This is a genomic window from Corallococcus terminator (genome assembly GCF_003611635.1).
GTDB classification, from domain to species: Bacteria; Myxococcota; Myxococcia; order Myxococcales; family Myxococcaceae; genus Corallococcus; species Corallococcus terminator.
On sequence record NZ_RAVZ01000270.1, the window covers coordinates 1 to 14,024 of the forward strand.

The window sequence follows — 14,024 nt, forward strand, 5'->3', positions numbered from 1 at the left end:
CCCCCTCGGCCGCTCCGAACGCCGTCGCCGAGCCGTCGCTCGCGAAGCCCTTCAAGCTGTCGCGGCGCTTCGACCGGACGGCACGCCTCCTGGGCGACAACGCCATGGAGCGGCTGGCCAACTCGCACGTGGTGGTGTTCGGCCTGGGCGGCGTGGGCAGCTTCACCGCCGAGGGCCTGGTGCGAAGCGGCGTGGGCCGGCTGACGCTGGTGGACCACGACGACGTCTGCGTCACCAACACCAACCGCCAGCTACACGCGACAGTGAAGGCCGTGGGCAAGTCCAAGGCGGAGCTGATGGCGCAGCGCTGCCAGGAGATCAACCCGCAGGCGAAGGTGGAAGCACTGCGCGAGTTCTACCGCGAGGAGCTGGCGGAGAGCCTGCTGCCCGCGGGCCGCTACGACTTCGTGGTGGACGCCATCGACAACGTGAAGGCGAAGCTGCACCTGTTGCACCGGTGCGTGACACTGGGCGTGCCGGTGGTCAGCTCCATGGGCGCGGCGGGCCGCCTGGACCCCACGGCCATCCGCGTGGAGGACCTGTGCGAGACGCACATGGACCCCTTCGCCAAGGACATCCGCAAGCTGCTCAAGCGCAAGTACGGCGTGGAGACGGAGCGCCACACGGGCATCACCGCCGTGTACTCGATTGAGACGCGGCGCCAGCCCGTCGCCCTCAACTACGACGACGCCACCGACGGCTTCCTGTGCGTCTGCCCGCAGGACAACGAGTTCCACACCTGCGACCACCGCACGCAGATTGACGGCAGCGTGGCGTTCGTCACCTCCGCGTTCGGCATGAACGCCGCGGGCGTCGTGGTGCGCAGGCTGGCGGCGACGCGGTAGTCGCCGTCAGGCTACGCGCGAACGCACTTCCGCCACCGCCGCCTCACGGCCACACGGGCGGCGGAAGACACAGCGCGCGCAGGCAGTGAGGTTGTCCGTCTGGGGGAAGGCCTCCGCCCCCTTCGGCGTGTTGGCGGCCGGATCCACGAGCAGCGCCCGCATCCCCGCCACGCTCTTCGCGAAGTGCTGGTGGAACGAGTCCATGGCGGACGGGTCCACCGCCACGTCGTGCTCCAGGCCCTCGTTCAGGTACACCAGCGACGCGCGCACCTTCTCCAGCGGGTGACGGTACTTCTGCGCGACATAGAGCGCGTAGCCCAGCACCTGCTCGTCGTAGCCCTCGCGCGAGCGGCCCGTCTTCCAGTCCACCACCACGAGCGAGCCCGCGTCATCCATGTAGGCGAGGTCGGGGATGGCGAAGACCTTCACGCCCTCGTGGATGAAGTGGGCGAATTCGAAGCCCGCGTCCACCTCCAGCCACTGCGCGGTCTTGAGCCCCTTGGCGATGCCGGGCCAGCGCGACTGGAAGAACCACGCGAGCGCCGAGCGCACCGTTTCGAAGTTCTGCTTCCACGCCTCGTTGGGGACTTCCTCCGCGTACTCGTGCTCCGCGAGGCCAGTGAAGGGCTTGCGGTACTTCTGCGTCCAGTACGCCTTGGAGCGCGAGTGCCGGAAGTCGTCCTGCATCAGCTTGTGCGCGCGGGCCTCCACGGCCTTCGGATCCACCTCGCGGCCGGCGCGCCAGTCCAGCAGCACGTCCTTGAGGGCCTCGTGCACGATGCTGCCCGCCCACGTGTAGCGGTTGGACAGCTTCTTGAGCACGTACAGCTCGCGCACGTCCCGCGCGGCCTCCGCCTCCCAGCCGCCCCAGGAGCGGTAGTAGTAGAGGTAGTAGGCCCGAAGGCACTCGGAGAACTTCTCGTGGCGGCTCTTGGACCAGGAGAAGTCGTTGTGGAGGGGAGGACGGGCCATGGACTCGGCGCATCCTATAGACGATCGCCCGTCCCGCCAGAAGGCCGACGAGCGGAGAGACAACCGCCTGGAATGTGGAAACACGCAGGCCCCACCCGACCGTACGGGTATGGTGTCCGACAGCCACCGCGAACCATCACATGAGCCCACGCAAGCGCACGGCCACCGCCGCCCTTCCCCCTCCTGTCTCCCCTGAGCGCCACGCGGCCCTCAGGGGCCCGCTGCTCTCCTGGTACGACCGCAACAAGCGCGACCTGCCCTGGCGCCGTACCCGCGACCCGTACGCCATCTGGCTCAGCGAGGTGATGCTCCAGCAGACCCAGGTCTCCACCGTCATCCCATACTGGGAGCGCTTCCTCGCGCGCTTTCCCACGGTGAAGGCCCTGGCCTCGGCGCCCCTGGATGACGTGCTCTCCGGGTGGAAGGGCCTGGGCTACTACACCCGCGCGCGCAACCTGCACCGCGCCGCCCAGGAGGTGGTGGAGCGCTTCGGCGGGAAATTCCCTCCGACGGCGGAAGAGCTCATCACCCTGCCCGGCTTCGGCCGCTACACCGCCGGGGCCGTGGCCTCCATCGCCTTCGGTGAGCCCGCGCCCATCGTGGATGGCAACGTCGCCCGCGTGCTGTCGCGCCTGTTCGAGGTGGAGGGCCTGCCCGGGGACCGCGACCGCGAGGCCACGCTGTGGGCGCTGGCCACGGAGCTGGCGAAGGGCGAACGCCCTGGTGACTTCAACCAGGCGCTGATGGAGCACGGCGCCACGACGTGCCGTCCGGAGTCCCCGCTGTGCCTGCTGTGCCCCGTGCGCGACGGGTGCTTCGCGTACCGCAAGGGCCGCGTGCACGAGCTGCCCCCGGCCAAGGTGCGCGCCGCACCCCGGAAGCTGTTCCTGGCGCTCGCGGTGTGGCCGCACGCGGGCACGCTCCTCTTCGCGCGGCGCGCGGACAAGGGGCTCTTCGGCGGCCTCTGGGAGCTGCCCGCGGTGGAGGTGGACGAGGAGACGCCGGAGGCCGAAGCCGTCCAGCGCCTGTCGTCGACGCTGGGCGCGACGCTCGCGCTGGAGGGCACGCTGGACAGCGTGCGCCGTCAGCTCACCCACCGCGACCTCACGCTGCGCCTCCTGCGCGTATCCGGAGGCCCGCGCCCCACGAAGTCCGCCGCGTTCCAGGAGCTGCGCTGGTGCACGCCGCAAGAGGCGGAGGCGCTGGGCATGAGCACCGCGATGCAGCGCGCGCTCGACGCGGTGCTGGGACATGGTGTGCTGGGTGGAGATGCGCCCGCCGCACCCGCGCCCGCGAAGAAGAAGGCCGCGGGGCGCACCACCAGGAAGGCGACCGGGGGCTGATCCGCCCGGCGGCTTCACGTCCCGGACCGACGGTACGGATGGGCTTCGCGCGGGGACTTCCCGCCTCTCGCGGGCCGTCCAACCTCCAACAAAAGGCGACGTGCGGTGTCGCGCCGACAACCTCCGACTCGCGGGGTCACTTCCGTGTCACGGGGGGCCGCCTGAAGCTTCGGCCGCCTTTCCCAGGAGGAGTCCCCATGGCCCGTCAGAATTCGCAGAAGACGCCGCAGACCCCGGCCCCGAAGTCCACGCCGGAACGGACCCCGGAGAAGCCGAGCGCGAACATGAGCGCCCCCACGAATGAGCAAATTGCCCGGCGCGCCTTCGAAATCTACCAGGCCCGGGGCGGCACCCACGGCAGCTCCGAACAGGACTGGTTCCAGGCCGAGCGTGAGTTGAAGCTCGGCCGTCAGTAGCCGCGCTTCAGTGCGCGTGCGTCGGATTCTGGTGGGCCGGGCGCTCGAACTCGAGCGCCCGCTTCAGCCGGCGCTGCGACTGCTTCAGCTCCTCCAGGATGCGCTCGGCGTCCATCACCGAGCGCATGGCGAGCCCGCACGCGGGCGTCAGCAGCACCGTGGACACCGCCTGCGCGAAGCCGATGCCCTGGGGCAGCGCCGCCTTGAGCGATGCCTCCACGGAGTCCGCCAGCTCCTCCACCGAATACGTGGACGCCAGGTCCGTGGGGATGACGCCCAGGCTCAACGTCGCCCCGGACGCGAGGAAGCGCTCCAGCGCCTCGCGCTCCTCCAGCATCGCGTCCAGCGACAGCCGCACGTCCAGGGACACCAGGTCCGCCTGCGCGTCCAGGAGCACGGCCCAGTCCGTGTTGCCGCAGCAGTGGATGCCCACGAGCGCGCCCTCGCGCTGAAGGGCGACCACCAGCAGGCGCAACTCCTGCTGCGCCAGCAGGTGCTGCGGGTTCATCTTCACGTAGGCGTAGAGGCCCGGCTCGTCCAGGTAGAACAGGGGCGTGGTGCCGGTGCGCTTCAGGGCACGCACCATCGCCAGCGCGCGCACCATCACCAGCCGGTAGAACGCGTCATCCAGCCCCGGCACCGTCAGCACCGGCTCGCCCGTCGTCGTGCGCACCACCGAGCGGACCGTGAAGGGCCCGGACAACTGCGCCTTCGCGAACGCGAGCTTGCGGTGCTCCACCTCCCACAGGAAGGGCTTCCACGCGCGGCACGCCTCCGGGGTGGGTTCGAAGGCCTCCAGGTTCCCGGACGCCAGCGCCTGCTCCAGCTTCGCCTCGAAGGCCGCGCGGCCCGCGGTCCACTCCGCCACGTCCACCGTGCAGACGCCATCCTCGTCGAAGCGCAGGCCCGGCAGGCCCTCCAGCGCGGCGGGAATCATCAGCTCCCCGGGGTGCCCCACGGGGAGCTGCGGCAGGAACGGGATGTCCATGGCGAGCGCGGCCTGCAGACCCAGTTCCACCTGGGTGTGCGGCAGGCTGCCAATGCCCGTGGTGGCACACGCGGGCAGGAGCTGGACGGCGCGACGGATGGTGGGCGAAGGCATGGGGACAATCTAACCCGTCCGGTAGAACCGGGCCCGGGGTTCTCCATCCGCCCGGGCCCGACGCGTCAGGTCACGGAGAAATACGTGGCGCCCGGGTGGTGGAAGACGATGGCGGACACGCTCGCCTCGGGCTCCATCATGCAGCCGTCGGTGAGCTGCACGCCGATCTCCTCCGGCTTGAGCGCGGCGAACAGCTTCGTCTGGTCCTCCAGCCGGGGGCACGCGGGGTAGCCGAACGAGTAGCGCTTGCCGGTGTACTCCGCGCGGAAGCGCTCCAGCATCGACATCTCCGCCCGGTCCGGGAAGCCCCACATGCTGCGCAACTGCGTGTGCAGCAGCTCCGCGTAGCCCTCCGCCGTCTCCAGCGCCAGCGCCTGCACCGCGTGCATCTTGAGGAACTCACCCTTCGCCTTGAAGCCCTCCGCCAGCTCGCGGATGCCCGAGCCCGCAGTGGTGACGAACATCGCCACCGCGTCCACCGGCTTGCCGTTCTCCAGCGGCTTCACGTAGTCGGACAGGCACAGGCCGTTGTCCTTGTCCTGGCGTGGGAAGTCGAAGGTCGTGACGGGCTCGCCCGTCGTGCCGTCGAAGAGGAGCACGCGGTCGCCTTCGCTCGCGGCCTTGTAGAACTGGAACACGGAGCGCGCATGCATCACGCCACCCCGCAGCAGCGCCTTCAGCTCCTCCACCGCGTCCTTCAGCGCCAGCGCCTTGCGGCCCTCTTCCGTCTTCGCCAGCTCCGCCTCCGCCGGGGTGCCCAGCGCGCGCGACGACGTGCGCAGGCCCAGGTGCCGGCCGTACAGCATCACCGGGTTGATGAACTTCCAGATGTGGTCCAACGGCGTGTTGGTCAGCACGTGCCGCGCGAAGTCCGGCGCGGGCGGCACCGAGGCCAGCACCGGCACCTCCGTGCTGCGCGGGCGGCGCACCGGGGCGGCGGGCGCGGGGCGCTCCTTCACTTCCTGCGCGAGCTTGAGGCGGCGCGCGGCCAGGTCGTCGCGCAGCTTCGAGTGGGCCACGGGCTCCACGATCTGCTTCGCCAGCTCCAGGCCGTTCATCGCGTCCTGGGCGTAGGCCACCGTGCCGCCGCCGTAGGCCGGGGCGATGTTGCGGTCCACGAAGTTGCGACTGAGCGCGGCGCCGCCCACCAGGATGGGCACTTCCACGCCCGCGCGCTTCAGGTCCTCCGCCGTCGCGACCATCTGGTGCGCGCTCTTCACCAGCAGGCCCGACAGCCCGAGGATGTCCGGCTGGTGCTCCTTCACCGCCTTCACGAGCTGCTCGGGCGGGACCTTGATGCCCAGGTTCACCACCTGGAAGCCGTTGTTGGCGAGGATGATCTCCACCAGGTTCTTGCCGATGTCGTGCACGTCGCCCTTCACCGTGGCGAGGACGATCTTCCCGCGCGATGCCGCCTGGGTCTTGCTCATGTGCGGCTCCAGGTGGCTCACCGCGGCCTTCATCGACTCCGCGCTCTGGAGCACCTCCGCGACGATGAGCTCGTTGGCGCCGAAGAGGCGGCCCACCTCGTCCATGCCCTTCATCAGCGGCCCGTTGATGATCTCCAGGGGCGGCATCTCCTTCATCGCCAGGTCCAGGTCCGCGAAGAGTCCGTCGCGCGTGCCTTCGACGATGTAGCGCTGCAACCGCTCGTTGAGCGGCAGGCTGCTCACCTGCGCCCGCGCGGGCTTGCGCTCGCGGAAGTGCGCCGCGAAGGGCGTCACGGGGTCCGTGCCCCGGTTGTAGAGCAGGTCCTCGGACAGCTTGCGCTCCTCCTCCGGCAGGGACGGGTAGCGCTCCAGCTTCTCCGAATTGACGAGCGCCATGTCCAGGCCCGCCTGCACGCAGTGGTACAGGAACACGGAGTTGAGCACTTCGCGGCCCGCGGTGGGCAGGCCGAAGGACACGTTGCTGATGCCCAGCACCGTGCGGCACTGCGGGAAGCGCTTCTTGATGAGGCGCACGCCTTCGATGGTCTGCACGCCGCTGCCCGTGTACTGCGCGTCGCCGGAGGCGCAGGGGAACACGAGCGGGTCGAAGTACAGGTCCTCCGCGCGCATGCCGTACTTCTTCGTGAGCAATTCGAAGCTGCGCTCGGCCACCTCCAGCTTGCGCTCGGCGGTGACGGCCATGCCGATTTCGTCGATGCAGCCCACCACCAACGCCGCACCGAACGCCTTCGCCAGCGGGACGACCTTCTCGAAGCGCTCCTCACCATCCTCCAGGTTGACGGAGTTGATGATGGCCTTGCCCTGGCAGTACGTGAGCGCCATGGCGATGACCTTCTCGTCCGTCGAGTCGATCATCAGCGGCACGCGGACCTTCTTGACGACGACGTCCAGGAACTGGCGCATGTCGTCCAGCTCATCCCGGTCCGGGTTCGCGAGGCAGATGTCGATGACCTGCGCGGCGCGGCGCACCTGCGCGCGGGCGATTTCCGACGCATCGTCGAACTGGCCCGCGACGATGAGTTCCTTGAACTTCTTGCTGCCGATGACGTTCGTGCGCTCGCCCACGATGATGGGGCGCTGCTCGTCCGTCACCTCCAGGTAGTCCACGCCGGACAGCGAAGAGCGCGGCTTGGGCACCTCCGTGCGCGGCTTGAGGCCCTTCACCATCGCGGCCAGCGCGTCGATGTGGCCCGCGTGCGTGCCACAACAGCCACCCACCACGTTGAGCCAGCCGTTGTCACAGAAGCGCTTGAGCGACCGGGCAATCATCTCCGGCGACTCCAGGTACTGACCATTCTCATCCGGCAGGCCCGCGTTGGGCACGCACGACACCGGGAAGCCGCACATCGCGGACAGCGTGCGGATGTGGTCCGTCATGAAGTCAGGGCCCGTGGCGCAGTTGAGCCCCAGGTAGAGCAGGTCTGTGTGCTCCAGCGACGTGGCCAGGCTCTCCACCGACTGGCCCGCGAGCATCGTGCCCATGGGTTCGATGGTGCCCGACACCGCCACCGGAATCGCCCAGCCCAGCTTGTGGAACGCCCGGTCGATGCCGATGAGCGCCGCCTTCACGTTGCGCGTGTCCTGCGCCGTCTCCACCAGCAGGTAGTCGGAGCCGCCCAGCGCCAGCCCTTCGGCCTGGAGGGCGAAGTTGTCCACCAGTTCCTCGAACGTGATGCCGCCCGTGACGCTGATGGCCTTCGTGGTCGGCCCGATGGAGCCCGCCACCCAGCGCATCCGGCCGTCCTTCGCCTCCGCGGCCTTGGCGGCGTTCAGCGCGAGGCGCGACGCGGCGATGTTGATCTCCATCGCCTTGTGCCCCAGGTCGAACTCCGCCAGCACCACCGGCGTGCCGCCGAAGCTGTCCGTCTCCGTCACGTCCGCGCCCGCGGCGAAGTACTTCGCGTGGATGCCCTCGATGACGTCCGGGCGCGTGAGCACCAGGTTCTCGTTGCAGCCCTCGTACTCCGGGCCCCCGAAGTCCGCCGCCACCAGGTTGTGGTTCTGCAGCAGCGTCCCCATGGCGCCATCCAGCACCAGGATGCGCTCACGCATCGCGGCCTTCAGGGCCTCCACGCGCAGGCCGTGGTCCCCGGGGGGCAGCGGCAGGGGGGGGGCAGGATGGCTCGTCATGATGGTTTGACTCCGGTGAGCAGGAAGACGCGGAAGGGACTGGCCCCGTCGCGCGCGTGCGTCTCGCGGGTGAACGACGTGAAGCCGGCCTCGCGAAGGGCCGCTTCCAGGGTTTCGGGCGCGAAGCCCAGGTGCCGGTGTCCCAACCGCTCCAGCACCCACTTCTCTTCATGGGGCAGCAACTCCAGCACCACCAGCCGGCCGCCAGGCTTGAGCAGCCGTGCGGCTTCCGACACCACCGCCGCCGGAGACTCCACGTGGTGCAGGCTCTGCGAAATCACCACCAGGTCCATGCGCCCGCCCTCAAGCGACAGCCGGTGCAGGTCCTCGCGCAGGAACGTGATGTTGGACAGGGACTCACGCTGGGCATGCGCCTTCGCCTGGGCCAGCGCGTCCTCGCTCTGGTCGATGGCCCACACGTGCTTCGCCCACCGGGCCAGCGCACGGCTGAACACGCCCGTGCCACAGCCGAAGTCCGCCACGTCCAGCGGAGGCAAGAGCGACGCCAGCGCCCCCGCCCACAGGAACCACGACTGCCCCGGCTCCAGGAGCCGCTCGTTGAGCGCCTGCCGGTCCTCCCGGGCGCGCAACAGGTCGTTGAGCCGGGCGGAATCCCCCGCCGCGTCCTCCGCCTCGCGCGCCAGCCGGACGAGCGGCCAGCGCGTGTCATCTGATTCCAGCGCCAGCGAGTAGTAGGTAAAGCCCGCCTGCCGCTCCTCGCGGATGAGCCCCAGGCCCTTCAACTTCGACAGGTGGTGCGACACCGACGACTGCGCCACTCCCACCAGCGACACCAGCTCCGTCACGTTCAACGGCGCCTGCGCCACCAGCCGGAGGATGCGCAGCCGGGTCGTGTCCCCCAGGACACGAAAGGATTGGGAGAGGACGTCCATATCGCCGCATCAACATATATCGATGCTCTGACTTCCACACAATCACCCCGGCGACGCAATGCGTTGCCTTCGGTCACACCCTTCCCGTAAAAATCCGACATGACGCCCTCTTCCACGCTGCACTCCCTGCTCGAAGGCAAGCGCTTCGGGATGGTCCTCTCCGCGGGCTACTTCGGCTTCTACGGCCACGCGGGCTTCCTGAAGGGCCTGCACGGCGCCGGGCTGAAGCCCCACGCGTACGCGGGCACGTCCGCGGGCGGGATGGTGGCGGCGTACGCGGCGGCGGGCATGCCCATGAACCAGTTGGAGGAGCTGGTGCTGCGCCAGACGCGCGCGAACTTCTGGGACCCCGACCCCATTGGCGCGGTGCTCAACGTGGCGTCCGCGGGGCACGGCTTCACGGGCCTGCTCAAGGGCGAGCGCTTCCGGCGCCTCCTGGAGGACACGCTGCCGGTGCGCACCTTCGAGGAGACGCCGCACCCGCTGCTGCTCACCGCCGCGAACCTCACCCACGGCTCGCACCAGGTGTTCACCACCGGGGAGCTGGCGCCGCGCGTCCACGCCACCTGTGCCTATCCCGGCCTGTTTCGCGCCGTGCCCCTGGACGGCAACCTGTTCTGGGACGGCGGCCTCGTGGACAAGGCGCCCGCGCTGTCGCTGCACGAGAGCGCCATTGGCAAGGACCTGGACGCCATCCTGGTGCACTTCCTGCCCAGCAAGACGCGCAAGGTGGTGGGCGGTCCCATGGCCTATCCGCAGGGGCTCGCGGCCGGCTCCGCCGCGCTCCGCCGCGACCACTTCCGCCTCCAGCTCACCGTGCTCCAGCAGCGCAACGTGCCCGTCTACGTCGTCGTCTCCAACCTGCCGCCCGTCACCCCCGCCACCCTGGAGCGCGGCTTCGACGCGTTGGATCAGGCCCGGCTCTCCGCGGAGCGCGCCCTGGCCCGGCCCCCGGTGCCCTTCGAGCAGAGCACGTGAAACACACGCATCCCCACGGATTCAACGGGATGCGAATAAAACACCAGAGCAGAAATGTGTGAATAACTCGACTTGAATGACAGACCGGCATGCGATGTTCGGGACGCTGTTCATCCCGGAGGAAGTCCATGCTGAAGTCGACGCTGTCCCTGCGCCCCCTGCGTGGCGCGGTCATGGCTGTGTCCCTGCTGGCGTTGGCCCCCGTCGCCGGTGCCGCGCCCAGGCTGGCGCCGCGGGCACTGGCGCCCAAGCCGACGGGGCGTGAGCTGCCCGCGAAGACCTTCGTGGAGCGCCTGGTGGTGAAGTTCCACGAGGGCAGCCACGTGCGCCTGCGCGACGACGGCCTGCGCGTCCTGGCCTCGGAGCGGGGCACCGCCGAGCGCGAGCTGTTGTCGGGCCTGCGCCTGGACGACGCGCGGGTGGAGGCGGACGTGGCGGAGGTGGCGGCACTGTTGGAACGCGCGCCGCGCATCGGTTCGCTGACGCGCCTCATCCAGGCCGAAGAGGCCGCGCTGGACGCGAGCAAGCTGTCTGGTGAGGCGAAGGGCGGCCAGCAGTTGGCGGACCTCAACCTGTACTTCGAGGTCCCGCTGCTCCCGGGCACCACGGCGGAGAACGTCGTGGAGCTGGTGGAGGCGCTCAACCGCGTGCAGAGCGTGGAGGCCGCGTACGCGCAGCCGCCCGCGGAGCCCGCGATGGTGAACTTCGGCATGGAGGAGGGGCTGCGCACGCTCCTGTCCGCGGCGGACATCGCGCCCGCGACTCCGCTGTACCAGGCCAACCAGGGCTACCTGAACGCGGCGCCCGCCGGCATCAACGCGACGTACGCGTGGACGCAGACCGGTGGCCGGGGCAACAACGTGAAGTTCGTGGACATCGAAGGCGGCTGGCGCACCACGCACGAGGACTTCCCCACGTTCTTCCGCGTGGGCGGCACGCAGTTCAACGACCTGGGCTGGCGCAACCACGGCACCGCGGTGCTGGGTGAAATCATCGGCGCGAACAACGGCTACGGCGTGACGGGCATCGCCAGCGCGGCGACGGCGGGCGTGGAGGCCATTGGCGCGCAGAGCGCCGCGAGCGCCATCACCAACGCGGCGGGCGCGCTGGGCGCGGGCGGCATCATCCTGGTGGAGCTGCACGCGCAGGGCCCCGCGGACGGCACGGCGTGCACGTGCAACACGGGCCAGTGCAACTACATCGCGATGGAGTACTGGCAGGCGGAGTACGACGCCGTCCGCAACGCGACCGCGAATGGCGTCATCGTGATTGAAGCGGCGGGCAACGGCAGCGCGAACCTGGACGCGGCGGCGTACGGCGGGCGCTTCAACCCGGCCACGCGCGACTCGGGCGCCATCCTGGTGGGCGCGAGCACGGCCACCACCCGCGTGCCCATGTGCTGGACCAACTTCGGCGCGCGCGTGAACGTGCACGCCTGGGGAGAGTCCGTCGTCACCACCGGCTACGGCGACCGCTTCGGCCGCACCTACGGCGAGGACCAGTACTACACGTCCACGTTCAGCGGCACCTCCAGCGCGTCGCCCATCGTGGTGGGCGCGGCGGTCAGCGCCCAGGGTGTGGCCCGCGCCAACGGCCGGCTCCTGACGTCCGTGCAGATGCGCGGCCTCTTGCGCAACAACGGCACCGCCCAGGCCGCCGACACGCGCCAGATTGGCCCGCTGCCGGACCTGGCCAAGGCGCTGCCGAAGGTCATCTCCGGCAACTACTGAAGCGCCGGTTGAAGCCCCGGTGACTGGAGGCGTCCTGGCGTGGCGTCTCCGGTCCGCGCCGTCTCATGGGGCCCGCGTCCTGGGCCCTGCACTTCAGTGAGCGGCGTGGACAGGCCCTCCGGACCTTCGGGTGCGGGGGGCCTTCCTGCGTCCGTGCCCCGGGTGGAGCTCAGCGTCCGCTGTAGCGGCGGTGATCCACCATCAGGCAGCGGTCCTGCACCACGCGGATGCCCGCGGCGGCCAGCTTCTTCGCCGCCGCGTCGTTGCGGATGCCGGACTGGAACCACACCGCCTTGGGCCTCTTCGCGAGGATGTCGTCCACGTGCTGGTCGATGTCCCCCGCCCTGCGGAACACGTCCACGAGGTCGATGTCCCCCGGGATGTCCACGAGCTTGCGGTACACCGGCTTGCCCAAGATCTGCTTCGCGTCCGGGTAGTAGACGGGCACCGGCACCACGTCCACGCCCGCCTTCGCCAGGTACTCCGGCACGTAGTACGCGGGCTGCCCGGAGTGGTCCTCCGTCTTGATGCCCAGCACCGCCACCCGCCGCGCGTCCTGCACCACGCGCTTCACGCCGGCCTCGTCCTCGATGAGGTTCTCCACGTGGCTCATGACCCTTCCTCCTGAAGCGTCTCCGCTTGCGATTCGGTGGTGAGCGTCAGCGTCCCGCCATCCCCCACCGCGTTCACCTTCAACAACCGGCGCACCGGCACGAACCGGCCCCAGGCGACCACCTGCTCCCCTGCACACGTCACCCCCTTCAGCAGCTCGGGCGACCCCGCCTCCGCCCACACGGACCGCAGCTCCGCCGGGGCCTTCTCCGGCAGCGCGTCCATGCACTTGAGCGACAGCACCACCGCGTCGCCGAAGCTCGTGAGCCGCGTGCCCTCCACCGTGCGCTCCAGCAGGTACGCCCGCTCCACGCCCCCCACGTCGAGGAAATCCACCGCCCAGGTGCGCTGGCCCTCCACCAGGTTGCGTTGCAGGAGCCCGCCGTACTTCGCCTCCCACTCGCGGCGCGTCCGCGTCTCCAGCGCGTCCGGAGAGAAGAAGCGCTCCAGCTCCGGCAGCCCGGAACCCGCGGGCGCCACCTGCCGCAGCGCCTCCTGCGCGGCCTCCGGCGCCACGAGCTTCACGAAGGTGCCGTCCGCCGCAAGCTGCAGGCGCAGGGTGAAGCGCTCCAGCACGGCACCGGGCAGCGACACCACGTCCTGGCCGTCGTGCACCTGTCGGGGCGTGCGCACCGACTGGGCCACCCGCCAGCCACCGTCCGCGGGGGTGAAGCGCGTCTCGGTGGTGAACTCGGCCAGGTCGCGGACCTCCGGCTGCCCCGCGGGCTGGAAGGTGCGGGTGGCGCGCACGGACTCGGTGAGGAGGCGGTCCACGGGCGGCTTGAAATCCAGACGCACCGGAGGCGGCAGCCCCGGCGCGGGGTTGAGCGGCGGATACCGGGACGAACACCCGGCGACCAGTGACAGCACGAGACAGCACCACGGGAGACCAGGACGCATGCGCTCGCGAACGCTGGCAGAAAGCCGGGGCGCCCGCGAGCGTCTTGCTCGGTTCAGGGGTGCGTGCCGCGAAAACAAGGCGCTTGTCGCCGCTACGGGTGACGGCCCTCGCCTTCCAGCTTGTCCCGTCCGATGTTGCGGCGGTCGCGATCCACGCCGTCGTCGTCCTTGAGCCCGTTCATGCCGAAGCGGCGCTCCGCTTCCGCCAGGTCGCGCAGCACGTGCTCGCGCAGCATGTACTCCTTCTGGGGCAGCGACTTGAGCAGGTTGATCACATCGACCGGGGCACCACTGTCGCCGGCGGCCTCGACGAGCTCGTCCCGCGTCGCTGGGTAGTCCACAGCGTCCAGATGCGGGGTGATGGAGCGAGCCGGATCCTCCGCCTGTCCGTAAGCCATCGTGCCTTCCACCTTTCTTCTGCCCGGGCCTCCAGGCCCAGGCGACCGTCCAGGGAACAAAGTGGGGATGGCGCCCGCCCCGGGCCACCCTCGGGGCCGCTACCCCCTCCGACGCCGGGCGGGCCGGGGAGCGACCGTCTTGCCGAAGTCCGCTTCAGGGTAGAGTCCCCTCCCGCGCCAACGCCCGCTGGAGTGATTCATCCCGATGTCCGCCGCTTCCCTGCTCATCGCCTGGCTCACGCTCGCCAGCCCCC

Annotated in this window: 12 protein-coding genes; 5 read left to right on the forward strand and 7 right to left on the reverse strand. The window is 70.0% G+C overall.

All coding sequences use genetic code 11. The features are described 5' to 3' along the window. Positions 1 to 845: tRNA threonylcarbamoyladenosine dehydratase (locus D7V88_RS30165; protein WP_244238477.1), on the forward strand; the 845-nt coding region annotated here is incomplete at its 5' end. Between the two features lie 6 nt (positions 846 to 851). Here D7V88_RS30165 and D7V88_RS30170 read toward each other — a convergent pair. Next, on the reverse strand, positions 852 to 1,817 hold the full coding sequence (locus D7V88_RS30170) for a PD-(D/E)XK nuclease family protein (RefSeq protein ID WP_120544078.1): 966 nt from the start codon (positions 1,815 to 1,817) through the stop codon (positions 852 to 854). Positions 1,818 to 1,957: 140 nt separating this feature from the next. Between D7V88_RS30170 and mutY the strand changes: the two genes are divergently transcribed. After that, positions 1,958 to 3,160: an A/G-specific adenine glycosylase gene (gene mutY / locus D7V88_RS30175; RefSeq protein WP_120544079.1), complete on the forward strand. Its 1,203-nt coding sequence runs from the start codon at positions 1,958 to 1,960 to the stop codon at positions 3,158 to 3,160. A 197-nt stretch (positions 3,161 to 3,357) separates the two neighbouring features. Continuing rightward, positions 3,358 to 3,576: a DUF2934 domain-containing protein gene (locus D7V88_RS30180; RefSeq protein WP_120544080.1), complete on the forward strand. Its 219-nt coding sequence runs from the start codon at positions 3,358 to 3,360 to the stop codon at positions 3,574 to 3,576. Between the two features lie 7 nt (positions 3,577 to 3,583). On the opposite strand, the gene D7V88_RS30185 is transcribed toward D7V88_RS30180, so the two are convergent. From D7V88_RS30185 to D7V88_RS30195, 3 genes are all read right to left on the reverse strand, one after another. Next, positions 3,584 to 4,678, reverse strand: coding sequence for a uroporphyrinogen decarboxylase/cobalamine-independent methonine synthase family protein (locus D7V88_RS30185; protein ID WP_120544081.1), 1,095 nt, complete (start codon positions 4,676 to 4,678; stop codon positions 3,584 to 3,586). 65 nt (positions 4,679 to 4,743) lie between these two features. Further along, positions 4,744 to 8,259, reverse strand: coding sequence for a methionine synthase (gene metH / locus D7V88_RS30190; protein ID WP_120544082.1), 3,516 nt, complete (start codon positions 8,257 to 8,259; stop codon positions 4,744 to 4,746). After that, positions 8,256 to 9,152, reverse strand: a complete 897-nt coding sequence (locus D7V88_RS30195; protein WP_120544083.1) for an ArsR/SmtB family transcription factor — start codon at positions 9,150 to 9,152, stop codon at positions 8,256 to 8,258. Before D7V88_RS30195 ends, metH begins: the two co-directional genes overlap by 4 nt. A gap of 99 nt (positions 9,153 to 9,251) precedes the next feature. On the opposite strand from D7V88_RS30195, the gene D7V88_RS30200 reads away from it, so the two are divergent. Together D7V88_RS30200 and D7V88_RS30205 are read left to right on the forward strand one after the other, a co-directional pair. Next, a complete protein-coding gene (locus D7V88_RS30200; RefSeq protein WP_120544084.1) occupies positions 9,252 to 10,130 on the forward strand; it encodes a patatin-like phospholipase family protein in 879 nt (292 codons plus the stop codon). A gap of 128 nt (positions 10,131 to 10,258) precedes the next feature. Further along, a complete protein-coding gene (locus tag D7V88_RS30205) occupies positions 10,259 to 11,860 on the forward strand; it encodes a S8 family serine peptidase (RefSeq protein WP_120544085.1) in 1,602 nt (533 codons plus the stop codon). 169 nt (positions 11,861 to 12,029) lie between these two features. On the opposite strand, the gene D7V88_RS30210 is transcribed toward D7V88_RS30205, so the two are convergent. The 3 genes from D7V88_RS30210 to D7V88_RS30220 all read right to left on the reverse strand — a co-directional run bounded on the left by D7V88_RS30210 (position 12,030) and on the right by D7V88_RS30220 (position 13,770). Then, on the reverse strand, positions 12,030 to 12,473 hold the full coding sequence (locus D7V88_RS30210; protein WP_120544086.1) for a CoA-binding protein: 444 nt from the start codon (positions 12,471 to 12,473) through the stop codon (positions 12,030 to 12,032). Further along, positions 12,470 to 13,342, reverse strand: coding sequence for a hypothetical protein (locus tag D7V88_RS30215; RefSeq protein ID WP_341870727.1), 873 nt, complete (start codon positions 13,340 to 13,342; stop codon positions 12,470 to 12,472). The genes D7V88_RS30210 and D7V88_RS30215 overlap by 4 nt, the downstream gene beginning before the upstream one ends. A 122-nt stretch (positions 13,343 to 13,464) precedes the next feature. Continuing rightward, positions 13,465 to 13,770 (reverse strand): DUF2795 domain-containing protein, encoded by a 306-nt coding sequence (locus tag D7V88_RS30220; protein WP_120544089.1) that lies wholly within the window; start codon positions 13,768 to 13,770, stop codon positions 13,465 to 13,467. Positions 13,771 to 14,024: the final 254 nt, after the last annotated feature.

What these genes read in the sequence shown, in the direction of transcription:
- D7V88_RS30180 (WP_120544080.1), top strand. Translation starts at nt 3,358, where the DNA reads ATGGCCCGTCAGAATTCGCAGAAGACGCCGCAGACCCCGGCCCCGAAG.
- D7V88_RS30185 (WP_120544081.1), bottom strand. Translation starts at nt 4,678, where the DNA reads ATGCCTTCGCCCACCATCCGTCGCGCCGTCCAGCTCCTGCCCGCGTGT.
- D7V88_RS30220 (WP_120544089.1), bottom strand. Translation starts at nt 13,770, where the DNA reads ATGGCTTACGGACAGGCGGAGGATCCGGCTCGCTCCATCACCCCGCAT.
- D7V88_RS30170 (WP_120544078.1), bottom strand. Translation starts at nt 1,817, where the DNA reads ATGGCCCGTCCTCCCCTCCACAACGACTTCTCCTGGTCCAAGAGCCGC.
- metH (WP_120544082.1), bottom strand. Translation starts at nt 8,259, where the DNA reads ATGACGAGCCATCCTGCCCCCCCCCTGCCGCTGCCCCCCGGGGACCAC.
- D7V88_RS30200 (WP_120544084.1), top strand. Translation starts at nt 9,252, where the DNA reads ATGACGCCCTCTTCCACGCTGCACTCCCTGCTCGAAGGCAAGCGCTTC.
- mutY (WP_120544079.1), top strand. Translation starts at nt 1,958, where the DNA reads ATGAGCCCACGCAAGCGCACGGCCACCGCCGCCCTTCCCCCTCCTGTC.
- D7V88_RS30205 (WP_120544085.1), top strand. Translation starts at nt 10,259, where the DNA reads ATGCTGAAGTCGACGCTGTCCCTGCGCCCCCTGCGTGGCGCGGTCATG.
- D7V88_RS30210 (WP_120544086.1), bottom strand. Translation starts at nt 12,473, where the DNA reads ATGAGCCACGTGGAGAACCTCATCGAGGACGAGGCCGGCGTGAAGCGC.
- D7V88_RS30195 (WP_120544083.1), bottom strand. Translation starts at nt 9,152, where the DNA reads ATGGACGTCCTCTCCCAATCCTTTCGTGTCCTGGGGGACACGACCCGG.